13 protein-coding genes are annotated in these 13,120 nt (G+C 65.8%); 2 read left to right on the top strand and 11 right to left on the bottom strand.

Features of this window, described 5'->3' with window-relative positions:
- Window positions 1–114: 114 nt before the first annotated feature.
- A complete protein-coding gene (locus IAE34_RS11000) occupies window positions 115–324 on the bottom strand; it encodes a cold-shock protein (RefSeq protein ID WP_016488765.1) in 210 nt (69 codons plus the stop codon).
- 323 nt (window positions 325–647) lie between these two features.
- Between IAE34_RS11000 and dcd the strand changes: the two genes are divergently transcribed.
- Window positions 648–1,214 (top strand): dCTP deaminase, encoded by a 567-nt coding sequence (gene dcd / locus IAE34_RS10995; RefSeq protein WP_200138980.1) that lies wholly within the window; start codon window positions 648–650, stop codon window positions 1,212–1,214.
- Window positions 1,215–1,308: 94 nt separating this feature from the next.
- On the top strand, window positions 1,309–1,512 hold the full coding sequence (locus tag IAE34_RS10990) for a hypothetical protein (RefSeq protein ID WP_200138979.1): 204 nt from the start codon (window positions 1,309–1,311) through the stop codon (window positions 1,510–1,512).
- Here IAE34_RS10990 and pdeM read toward each other — a convergent pair whose 3' ends face one another.
- The 10 genes from pdeM to IAE34_RS10940 form a co-directional block, all read right to left on the bottom strand.
- Window positions 1,513–2,169 (bottom strand): ligase-associated DNA damage response endonuclease PdeM, encoded by a 657-nt coding sequence (pdeM, locus tag IAE34_RS10985; protein ID WP_200138978.1) that lies wholly within the window; start codon window positions 2,167–2,169, stop codon window positions 1,513–1,515. It abuts the gene before it with no gap.
- A 34-nt stretch (window positions 2,170–2,203) separates the two neighbouring features.
- Entirely contained in the window at window positions 2,204–4,654 is a 2,451-nt protein-coding gene (locus IAE34_RS10980) for a ligase-associated DNA damage response DEXH box helicase (protein ID WP_200138977.1), read from the bottom strand.
- Window positions 4,655–4,722: 68 nt separating this feature from the next.
- Entirely contained in the window at window positions 4,723–5,838 is a 1,116-nt protein-coding gene (locus tag IAE34_RS10975; RefSeq protein ID WP_200138976.1) for a succinylglutamate desuccinylase/aspartoacylase family protein, read from the bottom strand.
- Window positions 5,839–5,939: 101 nt separating this feature from the next.
- Window positions 5,940–7,604, bottom strand: coding sequence for an ATP-dependent DNA ligase (locus IAE34_RS10970; protein WP_200138975.1), 1,665 nt, complete (start codon window positions 7,602–7,604; stop codon window positions 5,940–5,942).
- Complete coding sequence (locus tag IAE34_RS10965; protein WP_200138974.1) at window positions 7,601–8,617, bottom strand: ligase-associated DNA damage response exonuclease; 1,017 nt, start codon at window positions 8,615–8,617, stop codon at window positions 7,601–7,603. The genes IAE34_RS10970 and IAE34_RS10965 overlap by 4 nt, the downstream gene beginning before the upstream one ends.
- Before the next feature lie 106 nt (window positions 8,618–8,723).
- Entirely contained in the window at window positions 8,724–11,162 is a 2,439-nt protein-coding gene (locus tag IAE34_RS10960) for a penicillin acylase family protein (protein WP_200138973.1), read from the bottom strand.
- A 136-nt stretch (window positions 11,163–11,298) separates the two neighbouring features.
- Window positions 11,299–11,496 carry an SEC-C metal-binding domain-containing protein gene (locus IAE34_RS10955; RefSeq protein ID WP_200138972.1) on the bottom strand — a complete coding sequence of 66 codons (198 nt, stop codon included), beginning with the start codon at window positions 11,494–11,496 and terminating at the stop codon, window positions 11,299–11,301.
- Between the two features lie 6 nt (window positions 11,497–11,502).
- Window positions 11,503–12,009: an LEA type 2 family protein gene (locus tag IAE34_RS10950; RefSeq protein WP_200138971.1), complete on the bottom strand. Its 507-nt coding sequence runs from the start codon at window positions 12,007–12,009 to the stop codon at window positions 11,503–11,505.
- Entirely contained in the window at window positions 11,982–12,458 is a 477-nt protein-coding gene (locus IAE34_RS10945) for a YchJ family protein (protein WP_200138970.1), read from the bottom strand. Before IAE34_RS10945 ends, IAE34_RS10950 begins: the two co-directional genes overlap by 28 nt.
- A 4-nt stretch (window positions 12,459–12,462) precedes the next feature.
- Window positions 12,463–12,957, bottom strand: a complete 495-nt coding sequence (locus IAE34_RS10940; protein WP_200138969.1) for a DUF6231 family protein — start codon at window positions 12,955–12,957, stop codon at window positions 12,463–12,465.
- Window positions 12,958–13,120 lie beyond the last annotated feature (163 nt).

Here is a 13,120-nt window from a genome sequence, read left to right as displayed (position 1 = left end):
AGCGACAACGCCCTGGGTGCGAATGGGTTCGCGCCTGGGTGCGAACACGTTCTTCCGGGCATGAAAAAACCCGCCAGAAGGCGGGTTCTTTCACAGCGACGAAGCTAAATCGACTTAGGCGATTTGAACTTCTTCAGCCTGCATACCTTTCTGGCCGCGGGTAGCGACGAAGGTAACAGCCTGGCCTTCTTTCAGGGTTTTGAAGCCGTCAGCCTGGATGGCTTTGAAGTGTACGAACAGATCGTCACCGGACTGAGGGGTGATGAAGCCGTAGCCTTTTTCATCGTTGAACCACTTGACGGTACCGGATTGGCGGTTGGACATGTGTCTGTCTCCTTGGACAAAGTAGATTTCGGCTCAGGAAATGCCCTGGCCGGGACTGAGTGCAAAGAGAGCGGAAAATTCAGCGATGGGCCGATCAGGATCGTGCATCTAACAGATTCTCGGTGTCACGTGCAGCACAGTGGCGTCACCTTACCCCACTTTGCGCAAGCTGCCAATGGCCAACAGCGGCTTTGATGAAAATCGTTCTGCACCGCCGCAGCCCCTGTCCTGCATGGGGTCGAGGCAGGAAACTTTATCGTGTGAGCCAGGACCGGTAAGATGCGCTTCTCGTTTTTCATCCCGACCTTTCAGGACAGCCCGCCATGAGCATCAAATCGGACAAGTGGATTCGCCGCATGGCGCAAGAACACGGCATGATCGAACCTTTCGTCGAGCGTCAGGTGCGCGGCGAACAGGACAGCCGGGTGATCTCGTTCGGTGTCTCCAGCTACGGCTACGATGTGCGCTGCGCAGACGAGTTCAAGGTGTTCACCAACATCAATTCGGCGACGGTCGACCCGAAGAACTTCGACGCCGGCAGCTTCGTCGACATCAAGAGCGATGTCTGCATCATTCCGCCGAACTCCTTCGCCCTGGCCCGCACCGTCGAATACTTCCGCATCCCCCGTGACGTGCTGACCATCTGCCTGGGCAAGAGCACCTATGCGCGCTGCGGCATCATCGTCAACGTCACGCCGCTGGAGCCGGAGTGGGAAGGCCATGTCACCCTGGAATTCTCCAACACCACCACCTTGCCGGCGAAGATCTATGCCAACGAAGGCGTCGCACAGATGCTCTTCCTGCAATCGGACGAGGCGTGCGAAGTGTCCTATCGCGACCGCGGCGGCAAGTACCAGGGGCAGCGCGGCGTGACGCTGCCGCGTACCTGATCCGACGAAGCGCGGGAATTAGTTCTCGTTTTACCACTCCAAACAGTGACTCCCCGACGCGCATAACGCGCACCGGCCCTGTCTGGAGCAGCCCATGAAACTCGACCCTGCAATCAGCGCCAAACTGGCTGGCCTGCAGCCGAACCAGATCGGCATGCTGGCGTGGACCCTTCTGGCGCATCCCCCTGTGCATCTGCACCTTGGGGGTGTACCGCACCAGCCCGACCCCGATCCCTCGCCCTCCGAACCTGGCGAGCCAACCATCCCCGACCAGCCGCCGCCCACGCCGATGGCCTGATCATCCCGGTAGGGCCCAGACCTGTTCGTCGCCTGTCACGAACAGGCGGGTGCCGGCCTCGGGCTCCAGCGTCCAGCCCCCGGTGAACTCTCCGAATGCCGGTAGCAGGCTGACCTGCGCATTGAATACGAAGCAGGGCAGGCGCAAGCGCTGCCGGCCTCTTCCCCGCAGCACGCAGGCAGGGTGGATGTGTCCGGCGATCACCGCCAGGGTGTCGTGCGGTCCTGGCTCGTGTTGCAACGCGAATGGGCCCATTTCGAAGGGCTCGTCCACCACCTTGATGCCCAGCTCCTGGGGTGGGTCCCCCGCGTGGCGATCATGATTGCCGCGCACCAGAATCACTTCCAGCTGCGGGTGCTGGGCGCGCCAGGCGTCGAGTCGCGCCAGCGTCGCGGGCGCTCGCGCCGTACGGGCGTGGAGGAAGTCCCCCAGCACGATCAAGCGTCGACAGTCGTAGTGGTTCAGCAGAAGGTCCAGTCGCGCCAGGGTCGCTTGCGTGGTGCCCCGCGGGACGGGCTGGTGCAAGGCGCGATAGCTGGCGGCCTTGCCGATGTGCACGTCCGCTACCAGAAGGGCCTTGCGGTCGGGCCAGTAAAGCGCCTTTTCAGGCAGAAGCCAAAGTGATTCGCCACAGTGCTCGATGACCAGATGTTGCACGTCTGAAGATGCCTCCGGGGTTCCCTGAACCCTGTCATGTGCGATTGGCCGCTTTTTCCAGATCCGCGACCATGCGGGCGATGCGGTCGGCGAGTTTCTCCGTGCTCAGCGTTTCACGCAGGCCTTCCACCAACAGGGCGAACGCCAACGGGCCGGGACGCTGCAGTTCGTGAAGGTCCAGCGTGAGCCCAGCCATTTTCCGTAACTGGTGGCTCAATCGCTCGATTTCCAGTTCCTCCATGAGCACTTCGTCGCGGGCCTGGCCCAGAAGCAGGTTACCGGCATCGTGCTTGCGAAACACCTCGTAGAACAGCCCGCTGGAGGCCTGGATCTGGCGGGTGCTCTTCTGCGCAGCCGGATAGCCGCCGAACACCAATCCGGCGATCTGGGCGATCTCGCGAAAGCGGCGCAAGGCCATTTCGCCCGCGTTCAGGCTGGCCAGAACATCCTCCAGCAGGTCCTGCACCGACAGCGCCTCGGGCAGATAGGCCGCCCAATCCACCGCACTGGCGGCCAGCAGTTCGAAGCCATAGTCGTTGACGGCGATCGATACCGACAAAGGCTGCTGTCGGCTGACCCGCCAAGCGATCAGGTTGGCCAGGCCGAGATTGGCCATGCGCCCGGCGAACGGGTAGACGAACAGGTGCCAGCCCTGGCGGGTGTGGAGTGTCTCGGCCAGCAAGGTGCGCTGGGTGGGTAGCGCCGACCAACCGGCTTGCAGTACCAGCAATGGCCGCACGGCGCGCATTTCCGGACCGTCGAAGTGGCCATGGGCGGCACGGTCGAGGCGCTCGACCAACGCTTCGGCCAGTTCGCTGGAGAGCGGCATGCGCCCGCCATTCCAGCGCGCCACTGCCGCCTTGCGCGCCGTGCTGCGGCGCACGTAGGCGGTCATGTTCTCGACTCTCACCAATTCCAGGATGCGCCCACCGAACAGCAAGGTATCGCCGGGCTTGAGGCGGGCGATGAAGGATTCCTCGACGCTGCCCAAGGATTTGCCGCCACCCCCCTTGCTCCAGTATTTCAGTTGCAGGCTGGCATCGCTGACGATGGTGCCGATGCCCATCCGGTGGCGGCGGGCCAGTCGCTCGGTGGCCACTCTCCAGACACCGTCAGGGTGTACTTCGACGCGCTGGTAATCCGGGTAAGCCGTCAGCGAACTGCCCCCATGGCGCACGAACGCCAGCGCCCATTGCCATTGTGCGTCCTGCAGGTCGTGAAAGGCCCAGGTGCTGCGCACCTCCTCGAATAATTGCTCGGGTCGAAAGCCACTGCCCAGCGCCATGCTGACCAAGTGCTGGACCAGTACGTCCATGCTCAGGCGAGGCGAGCGCCGAGCTTCGATCTGCCCGGCGAGCAGTGCCTCTCGGGCAGCAGCGGCCTCCACCAGTTCGAGGCTATGGGTCGGCACCAGAGTCACCCGCGAGGTGCGGCCAGGCGCATGGCCCGAGCGCCCCGCACGTTGCAGCAGGCGTGCCACGCCCTTGGCCGAACCGATCTGCAGCACCCGTTCGACCGGCAGGAAATCCACGCCCAGGTCCAGGCTGGAGGTGCAGATCACCGCCTTGAGCGTGCCTTCCTTCAGGCTGCGCTCCACCCAGTCGCGGGTATGGCGCGCCAGCGATGCATGGTGCAGGGCGATCAGGCCTGCCCAGTCGGGCCGGGCATCGAGCAGCGCCTGGTACCAGAGTTCGGCCTGGGCACGGGTATTGGTGAATACCAGGCTGCTGGCGCTGGCTTCGAGCTCGGCGCTGACCTGGGGCAGCATTTTCAACCCCATGTGCCCGGCCCAGGGAAACCGTTCGATTTCGCCGGGCAGCAGGGTGTCCACCTGAATGCGCTTGTCCTGCCGCCCGCGCACCAGGCGCCCACCGGCTGGCAGTAGCACCTCGAGCGCATGCGGCAGATTGCCCAGGGTCGCCGACAGCCCCCATACCACCAGCTGCGGTTGCCAACGCCGCAGCCGTGCCAGCGCCAGTTGCAGTTGCACGCCGCGTTTGTTGCCCAGCAGTTCGTGCCACTCGTCCACCACCACCATGCGCAGGTCAGCGAAATCGCGCTCGGCGTGTTCTCGCGTCAGCAGCAGGGTCAGGCTTTCAGGGGTGGTCACAAGGGTACTGGGCAGACGTCGGCTCTGCCGCGCACGTTCGGCGCTGGAGGTATCGCCACTGCGCACGCCGATGCTCCAGGGCAGCCCCAACTCATCGACCGGTGCCTGGAGGGCACGCGCGGTATCGCTGGCCAGGGCGCGCATGGGCGTGATCCACAGCACCTGCAGGGGGGCCGGGTGGCGTCCAGCCACGGGGCGGGCGAACGCGCGCAAGGCGCCGAGCCAGACGGCATAGGTCTTGCCGCTGCCGGTACTGGCGTGCAGCAGACCTGACTCGCCGCGTTCCACTGCGGCCCACACCGTGCGCTGGAAGGCGAAGGGCGTCCAGCCTCGGGCTTTGAACCAGCGGTTGGCGAGGTCGGAAGAATCGGGCATCGGCGGCCGGTCTCGTCGAAGACTGTGCTTCTACAGACCCGCCAGCCTACGGTTTGGTTTGATTCGAATCAGTTGGACAGCAGGTAACCGCTGCGACAGACCTGTTCCCCGGCGACGTGGGCGACGACCATGCCGGTGGTCGCCATGCGCCGTACGCTGCGCGCGTACAACAGCCCCGCCTGGACATTGCGCACAGGCGTCACCTGGTCGCTGAGCGGGTCGATGACTTCGGCAACCAGAGTGCCCGGCTCCAGATACTGGCCAGGCATCGCCTGGAACACCAGCAACCCGCCCTGGGGCGCAATCAGCGGCTCCACCGCCGCCAGCGGCGTCGCCGGATAGGGCAGGGCCGGCAGAGCGGGGACCTGGCCGCTGATCACACCGCGCAGGGTGAGAAAGTCCAGGATCGCCTGGCAGTCCTGGCTGGCCAGCGCATGGTCGACATCGGCCTGGCCGCGCAGCTCGACCGTGACCGCCAGGGTGCCTAGTGGAATCGGGAAGCGCTTGCCGAAGCGCTGTTGCAAGGCCCACCACAGCAGGCTGAAGCATTCGTCGAAGGATTGCCCGCCCGAATCGGTGGCCAGCAGGCTGGCCTGCGCGCGCAGGTAGCGCGCCAGCGGTTCGATCTCCGGCCAGGCGTCCGGGGTGGTGTACAGGTGCGCGACGGCCTCGAAGTCGCAGTGCAGATCCAGCACCAGCTCGGCGTCGCAGGCCAGGCGCTGCAATGCCAGGCGTTGGGCCTGCAGCGGGGTGCCGGGTCGATGGGCCTCGAGGCCGCGACGCAGGTGGCTGCGAATCAGCGCCAGGTTGTGCTGCGGGTCCTGGTTCAGCAGTGGCTCGACCGCATCGCCGATGCTGTCGGACAGGTCGAGGAAGCGACGGTTGAAGTTCTCGCCACTGTGCAACTCGAAACGACCCAGGGGTGCGTCCAGCAGCACCTGCTGCAAACCCACCGGATTGGCCACCGGCACCAGCACCACCTCGCGCTGCAACAGACCCTGTTCGTGCAGCGTGCGCAGGCGTTGTTTCAGGTGCCAGGCTACGAGCATGCCGGGCAATTCGTCGGCGTGCAGCGAGGCCTGGATGTACACCTTGCCCTGGCCTTCAGGGCCGAAATGGAAGCTGTGCAACTGGCGTTCGATACCGGGAGCGGGTGACAGCAGGTCGTGGATCAGATGGCGCATGGGAATCCTGAAAGAGGCAGCGCCTGAACGTATGAGCGCAGATGCAAGCATACACTCGGCGAGTTTGCCTGTGCGCCGTCTCGTGCATCGAGGTCGAAGGCTCAGCTCGGACCCAGCAGACTCTGCAGGGTGGCAAGGTCGTCGGCTTCTTCCACCGGCTTGTCCAGTCGCCAGCGCAGCATCCGCGGGAAGCGCACAGCGATGCCGCTCTTGTGCCGCTTGGACAGGGCGATACCTTCGAACCCCAGCTCGAACACCAGCGTGGGCTTGACGCTGCGCACCGGGCCGAAGGTTTCGACGGTGGTCTTGCGGATGATCGCATCGACCTTGCGCATTTCTTCGTCGCTCAAGCCCGAGTAGGCCTTGGCGAACGGTACCAGGCTGCGTTCAGGGGCGCCGGCCGGCGCATCCCAGACGGCGAAGGTGTAGTCGCTGTAGAGGCTCGCCCGCCGTCCATGGCCGCGCTGGGCGTAGATCAGCACGGCATCCACGCTGAAGGGGTCGATCTTCCATTTCCACCAAATGCCGAGGTCCTTGGTCCGGCCAACCCCATACAGCGCGTCGCGCTTCTTCAGCATCAAGCCTTCCACGCCCAGGTCGCGCGATTGCTCGCGCTGTTCGGCCAGCCCCGACCAGTCCTCGGCCGTGAGCAGCGGCGACAGCAACACGGGGGCCAAGGGGTAGTCCTCGAGCAGCCGCTCCAACTGCGCCCGCCGTTCGTGCTGGGGCCGGCTACGCCAGTCGTGGCCCTGCCATTCGAGCAGGTCGTAGGCTTGCAGGACGACCGGCGCGTCGGCCAGCAACTTCTTGCCCAGGGTCTTGCGGCCCAGGCGCTGTTGCAGCAGGGCGAAGGGCTGGACGCACGCTACGCCGTCGCTGGCGCTGGGTTTCCAGACGAGGATCTCGCCATCGAGGACCACGCCGTCCGGCAGTGTCTCGGTCAGGCTGTGCAACTCGGGAAAACGCTCGGTGACCAGTTCCTCACCCCGCGACCAGATCCACAATTGACCGTCACGCTTGACCACCTGGGCACGAATGCCATCCCACTTCCACTCCACCTGCCAATCCGCCACGTTACCCAGCAGCGCCGCGAAGGCATCTACCGGAGCCTGCAGGGGGTGAGCCAGGAAGAAGGGATAGGGCTGGCCGCCGCGTTGGGCATGTTCATCCTCCGACTCCGGGGCGATCAGCCTCAGGTAGCTGTCGGCGCTCGGCCGATGGCTCAGGTCGGTGTAGCCGACCAGACGCTGCGCTATACGCTTGGCGTCGAGTTCGCACAGCTGCGCCAGTGCACGCGTGACCAGCAGTTTGGAAACGCCGACCCTGAAGCTGCCGGTGATCAGCTTCAGGCACAGCATCAGGCTGGGACGGTCCAGGCGCGACCAGAGCTGCGGCAGGCGGTCGTTGACGACTTCCGGCGGTTGGCCGCGCAGGGGCAGCAGGTAGGCCTCGACCCACTGGGCCAGTCCTTCGTCGCTGTCGTGATCGTTCTGCGGAAGCAGCAAGGAGATGGTTTCGGCCAGGTCGCCCACCGACTGGTAGCTCTCTTCGAACAGCCAGTCCGGCAGACCGGCCATGGCCGTGGCCAGTTCGCGCAGCAGGCGGGTCGGCACCAGCTGGCGCGGACGCCCGCCGGCCAGGAAATACACGGCCCAGGCGGCATCGGCCGCAGGGGCTTGCGCGAAATAGTCGCGCAGCGCGCGCAGCTTGGCATTGCTGGAGGTCGTGGCGTCCAGGCGCAGGTACAGCTCGGCGAACGCCTTCATGGTGCAGGCTCCCCACTCGGCGTATCGTCTTCATCGCCATACTCGGTGACGAACGCCCGGGCATCCAGGCCCTGTTCGCAGAGGTAGCGCACCAGCACGCCCACCGACCCATGGGTGACCATCACTCGCTCGGCGCCGGTCTGGCCGATCGCCCACAAGAGCCCCGGCCAATCGGCGTGGTCGGACAACACGAACCCTCTGTCCACCCCGCGCCGGCGACGGGTGCCGCGCAGCAGCATCCAGCCACTGGCGAACGCATCGCTGTAGTCGCCGAAGCGGCGCATCCAGCTGCTGCCCCCGGCCGAGGGCGGTGCCAGCACCAGGGCCTGGCGCACCAACGGATCGTTGCGGGGAATGTCTCCGGCGTAGCGTGTCTCGGGCAGGGCAATGCCCGCTTCGCGGTAGACCCGGTTGAGCGGCTCGACGGCGCCGTGCACCAGAATCGGACCGATGCTGGGGTCCAGTCCGTGCAGGATGCGCTGGGCTTTGCCGAAGGAGTAGCAGAACAGCACACTGGCCTTGCTCTGGTCGCGATTGCCGCGCCACCACTGGTTGATGTCGGCGAAAATCTCGGCCTGGGACGGCCAGCGATAGATCGGCAGGCCGAACGTGGATTCGGTGATGAAGGTATGGCAACGCACCGGTTCGAAGGGTGCGCAGGTGCCGTCGGGCTCGACCTTGTAGTCGCCCGAGGCGACCCACACCTCGCCCTGATATTCCAGGCGAACCTGCGCCGAGCCCAGTACGTGCCCTGCCGGGTGAAAACTCAGGGTCACACCGTGGTGCACCAGGCGCTCACCGTAGGGCAGGGTCTGCAAGTCGATGTCCTGGCCCAGACGGCTGCGCAGGATGCCTGCGCCCGGCGCGGCGCACAGGTAGTGGCCATTGCCGGTGCGCGCGTGGTCGCCATGGCCGTGGGTAATCACCGCGCGGTCCACTGGACGCCACGGATCGATGTAGAAATCTCCGGGTGGGCAGTACAGGCCCTCGGGACGGGCGATGACGAGATCCATGGCATTCGCGCTGGCTGGGGTTATTGCTTAGGAGCGCGGCGTTTGCCAGGAAGTTCGGCCGGATCGGCCGTGGCCGGGCAACCCGAGAGGTCGCCCGGCCACGGGGTTAGCGGGCCGGAGACAGCGTCAGGCGCTGGTTGCCGTAGGCGCGGGCGAAATTCTGCGGTTGCAGCGGCAGGGTGGTGAAGCGCCCTTTGAACCAGGCGTCCAGGCCGTCGGCGAAATGTGCGCTGGCCGGGTTGCCGGACTGGCCGCTGCTGGTGAGCACCTGCAGGGGTTCGGCCTGGCCGAAGTCGACGATCATCCGCGCCGAGGCGGGCAGGTAGGTGTCGAAATCGCTGCCCCAGGCGTAGGGCGTCAGCGCCAGGGTGCTGAAGTCGCCGCCGGCGGCCATGGGCGCATGCTCGATGGCATCGCCCAGGCCCTGGTAATGCGCAGCGGGCCAGCGATAGGTGTGCAGCTTGCCCCACTGCCAGGCTTTGCGATCGCTACCGAGCCTGGCGATACCTTCGTCCATCGCCGCTGCCAGGCTGCGCGCCAGGATGGTCGGTTTGCCTTCCTTCTGCGGGGTGTTGACGTCGTCCCAGAACGGGCTGTCGTCGCGACCGAGCAGGTGGTCGGCCTGGGCCGAATACGCCTGCTGCGCGTTGCCGACGAATGCCTGCCACGCGGCGCTGGACTCCGGGCCCAACTCATCGAGGAAGGTCTGACGGGTCACGCTTTGCAGGAACAGTTCGTACAAGGCGGCGTCCGCCGACACTGGGCTCAAACGGCCGTCGAAGGCCTTCAACCGCGCCAGCGCTTCACGGGCCTTGTCACGCTGCCCGGCCGGCAGTGCATCGATGGCCTGCTTGAGTGGCACGGCCATGCCCGGCGCGTCGAACATGCGCTTGAGCTTGTCGGCCAGCAGCGTGACCTGGTCGTTCTGCAGGGCCATCACGCTGCGACCGTCGTGACGGCCGTTGCCTGCCAACTGGCCCAGGCGCTCGGCGCGTTCGGGGTAGTACCAGGAGCTCGACAGCTGCATGCCATAGCCCTTGGGCAGGCTGCGCTGATTGGCGTGACCGATCCAGCCGCTGGCCGGGTCCTGGTCATAGGGGTGCAGCATGGCGTCGGCGAAACCGTCCCAGTCGTAGCGGCCGTCCCAGCCGGGCGATGGCAGCAGCCCTTGGCCCTCGCGCCGGTTCGGGTAGCGTCCGCTGACCTGCCAGCCGCTGTGCTCGGCTTCGGCGAAGACGAAGTTCAACGCGGCGGCACCGACCTCGCGGGTGCTGTCGAAGGCGCGCTCTAGGTTGCTGGCACGGGTCAGGTCGAACAGGGCGTCCAGGCTGCGATCGTCCTTGAGCTGGGGCAGGTGCAGCGCGAGGCCGTAGCCGTTGCCGGGTTGGCCAAGCAGGGTGCCGTGACGGGTGTCGTAGAGCACCTCGCGCACTGGCCGCTGGCCGCGCACGAAGAAGGTTTCGTTGCGCCCGCGCGCGGCCAGCCATTTGCCATCGGCCAAGTAGGTGAGCTGGCTGCCTTGGCGGCGCAGTTGTTCGATGAACAGGTCCTGGTTGTCGGCCATCACCGCGCTGCTGCTCCACGCCAACTTGCCGTTGTAACCGGCCAGCACGATCGGTAGCCCGGGTAACGACAGCCCGGCGACCTGGTACTTGCCGGTGCGGATCTGCACCGGGCTGAGCGCCCAGGCGGCGCGGCTGTCACTGGCCAGCAGGCTCTTGCCGCTGCGGCTACGCTGGGGGCCCAGTGCCAGGTTGGCGGAGCCGGAGGCGCCGAGCAGGCCCAGATTGGCCAGTCGCTGACTGGCAACGGCCACTTCGCTCAGGCCGGCAACGCCCTTGGCGAGGTCGATGCCCTTGAGCTTGACGGTCTCGCCCTCGGCCAGCGCCTCGTCCGGCGCGCTCGGCAGCAGCCAGGCCAGCTTGTCGCTGCCGACTTTCTGCGCCAGGGTCAATGCCGACAGCTCTTCCTGCAGATTCACCGACTGGCTGAAGGCGTATAGGCTGAACACCAGTGCCGAGTCCTCGGGCTTCCAGTACTCGGGGCGATGGCCGCTGGCGGCGAGGTTGGCCGGCAGGGCATCGCGGTAGCGGAACAGGTAGGCATTGACGCCGCGTGCATAGACCTCGAAAAAGCGCTTCAGGCGCGGCGATGCGTCTGCATAAAGTTGCGCGGCGCTCTGCTTGAGATTGGCAGCGCGCATCAGGCGATCGATGTCCAGCGCCTCGGGCCCGGCGATCTCGGCCAGGCGGCCCTGCGCGAGCAGGCGCATGGCGACCATCTGCTCGATGCGATCGCCGGCATGCACGTAGCCCAAGCTGAACAGCGCGTCGTGGAAGCTGCTGCTTTCGATCAGGGGAGCCCCCGCCGCATTGCGCCGCACCGAGACGTTCTGTGCCAACCCCTTGAGTGCCTGCACGCCGGTGTCGGGCGGCACGCTGTCCTGGCGCGCGCCCACCTGGCAGCCGGCAAGCCCGAGTAGGCCGAGCAGCAAAGCGCCGAAGCCGAATCGCAAGCGCAGGGGGGGAAACACGGGGGCAGCCATGGGCGAAGTTCCTGAGGGGCGTGGCGGGGGAGGTGAAGGCGCTAAAGGTAGAGCGCCGTAGGGTTGGCTGCAAGAGGCTGGCAGCAATTGGCAGACCGAGCGGTAGTGTACCTGCCGCTCGGCGATTAGCGCGGGTTCAGGCGCCGTGGCATTTCTTGAATTTCTTCTCGCTGCCACATGGGCAGGGATCGTTGCGGCCTACGTCCTTCAGGGCGTTGCGTACCGGCTCCTGATGGCCGTGATTGCAGTGTGGGCCGTGCACATGGCCATGGTCATGTGCATGGTCGTGACCATGGTTGCAGTCTGGGCCATGGACATGGGGTTGCTGGGTCATTGCGGGTCACTCCGGTTTGAGATTACCGCGCATTATCTCACCACTTCGCGTCACATGCAGGTCCTGGTGCACGATCAGCCCCGTGGCCAGGTCCGCCTGCAACCTGTAGTCCAGAGGTTTGCTGCCTCGCAGCTTCTTGGCAAGGGGTTTGAGGAACTGCCAGAGGTTGGTGCGTACCTCGATCTTGAACGTGCGTCGCGAGTGTGCACCCACGCTGCGCCACAGGCTGACCTCGTCCTGCGCCAGCATCAGGTCGCCCAGGTGCACCTTGTAGCTTAAGTTGCGAATGAACAGACGGCTGTCGGTCGGGTTGTCGATGCGCAGATGCAGCACGAACAACTGCTGGTGCAGGCGCGCCTTGACCGTCTCCACCCGCACCAGGTGCACGTCGGGGCGAGCGCGATCGGTGTCGCCCCAGCTGGCGCATCCGCTCAGCCACGACAGGACGATTGCCAGCAGGACGTTCCGGCCAAGGGCGCTCACCGTCAGTGCCCGACATAGCTGGCGCAGCATTTCTTGAATTTCTGCCCACTGGCGCAGGGGCAGGGGTCGTTGCGTCCGGCGCGCAAGGGCACCGTGGGGTCGATGAAGAACCAGCGCCCATCGTTCTGCACGAAGGCCGAGCGCTCCCGGTGCTGGTGATCGCCCTGCAGGTCATGCCAGCGCGCAGTGAAGGTCACGAAGGCGTGTTCGGGCTGGCCGCCCAGAACCTCGGCCTGCTCCACGTCCAGTCCCAGCCAGGTGCTCTGAGCGCTCCAGGTCGCAATGCCCGCGCGGTCGAGTTCGGCTTGCTGGACCGGCAGGGTGGTGCTCACCAGGTAATCCACCAGGCCCAGCACGTAGGCGCTGTAGCGCGAGCGCATCAGCGCCTGGGCATCAGGCGCCGGCGTCCCGCTGTGATAGCGCCCGCAGCAGGCATCCAGAAGATTGCCGCTGCCGCAGGGGCAGACCGAAACGCTCATGTTGTCACCACCAGTACTTGCCGAAATTTTGCGGATTGGCCCAGAACTTGGCATTGAGCCAATCCGGGACCTGTTTGTAGTCGTGCAGGTCGTAGGTGAACAGGCTCAGCACCTGCTCCTGACGACGGAAGCGCTCGCTGGCCGACAGCGCCAGGGCGAAGAAGTCGGTGTCCTGCCAGCCGCAGGCAGCCAGATCTGCCAGCACGGCGACTCTGCTGGCATTGAGATTGCGGATACCCCCGAGCAGTTCCAGGCCGGTCCGCTTGGGCAGATGTTCCAGGCAATCGACCAGCACGGCGAGGTCGAAACGCCGTGCTGCCAGGTCCACCGGCAATGGACCCGGATCGCTCACGTAGATCTGCGCAGTCGGATGCGCCGCGGCGAAAGCGTCCAAGGCCGGGAAGCGCGAGCCGACCAGCAGCAGTCGAGCGGGGGCGAAGCGTTCGAGAAGGGCCGCCAGGGCCTGTTGCGGCGTGCGCTGGGAAAAACCGTCGGTCATTGCCAATCCTCGTTCAGGTCGCTCTAGACTAGCCGTCGCGGTGTGGCTGGCAAAGTGTTGTGTGCAAAGGCCAAGGTGCGTTGCCGGCAAAGGGTCTGGAGGTGCTCTTGGCGGCGTGACCATCTGTCATGCCCGGTTCGCTCGGGGGAACGCACACGATGAG

This window comes from Pseudomonas sp. S30 (assembly GCF_016518545.1).
Lineage (GTDB): Bacteria > Pseudomonadota > Gammaproteobacteria > Pseudomonadales > Pseudomonadaceae > Aquipseudomonas.
This window is presented reverse-complemented; position numbering and strand designations above follow the sequence as displayed.

Bases quoted from the DNA above. Each gene is read 5' to 3' on its own strand.
- IAE34_RS11000 (WP_016488765.1), bottom strand. From the start codon at position 324: ATGTCCAACCGCCAATCCGGTACCGTCAAGTGGTTCAACGATGAAAAA.
- dcd (WP_200138980.1), top strand. From the start codon at position 648: ATGAGCATCAAATCGGACAAGTGGATTCGCCGCATGGCGCAAGAACAC.
- IAE34_RS10990 (WP_200138979.1), top strand. From the start codon at position 1,309: ATGAAACTCGACCCTGCAATCAGCGCCAAACTGGCTGGCCTGCAGCCG.
- IAE34_RS10980 (WP_200138977.1), bottom strand. From the start codon at position 4,654: ATGCCCGATTCTTCCGACCTCGCCAACCGCTGGTTCAAAGCCCGAGGC.
- IAE34_RS10975 (WP_200138976.1), bottom strand. From the start codon at position 5,838: ATGCGCCATCTGATCCACGACCTGCTGTCACCCGCTCCCGGTATCGAA.
- IAE34_RS10970 (WP_200138975.1), bottom strand. From the start codon at position 7,604: ATGAAGGCGTTCGCCGAGCTGTACCTGCGCCTGGACGCCACGACCTCC.
- IAE34_RS10965 (WP_200138974.1), bottom strand. From the start codon at position 8,617: ATGGATCTCGTCATCGCCCGTCCCGAGGGCCTGTACTGCCCACCCGGA.
- IAE34_RS10960 (WP_200138973.1), bottom strand. From the start codon at position 11,162: ATGGCTGCCCCCGTGTTTCCCCCCCTGCGCTTGCGATTCGGCTTCGGC.
- IAE34_RS10955 (WP_200138972.1), bottom strand. From the start codon at position 11,496: ATGACCCAGCAACCCCATGTCCATGGCCCAGACTGCAACCATGGTCAC.
- IAE34_RS10950 (WP_200138971.1), bottom strand. From the start codon at position 12,009: ATGCTGCGCCAGCTATGTCGGGCACTGACGGTGAGCGCCCTTGGCCGG.
- IAE34_RS10945 (WP_200138970.1), bottom strand. From the start codon at position 12,458: ATGAGCGTTTCGGTCTGCCCCTGCGGCAGCGGCAATCTTCTGGATGCC.
- IAE34_RS10940 (WP_200138969.1), bottom strand. From the start codon at position 12,957: ATGACCGACGGTTTTTCCCAGCGCACGCCGCAACAGGCCCTGGCGGCC.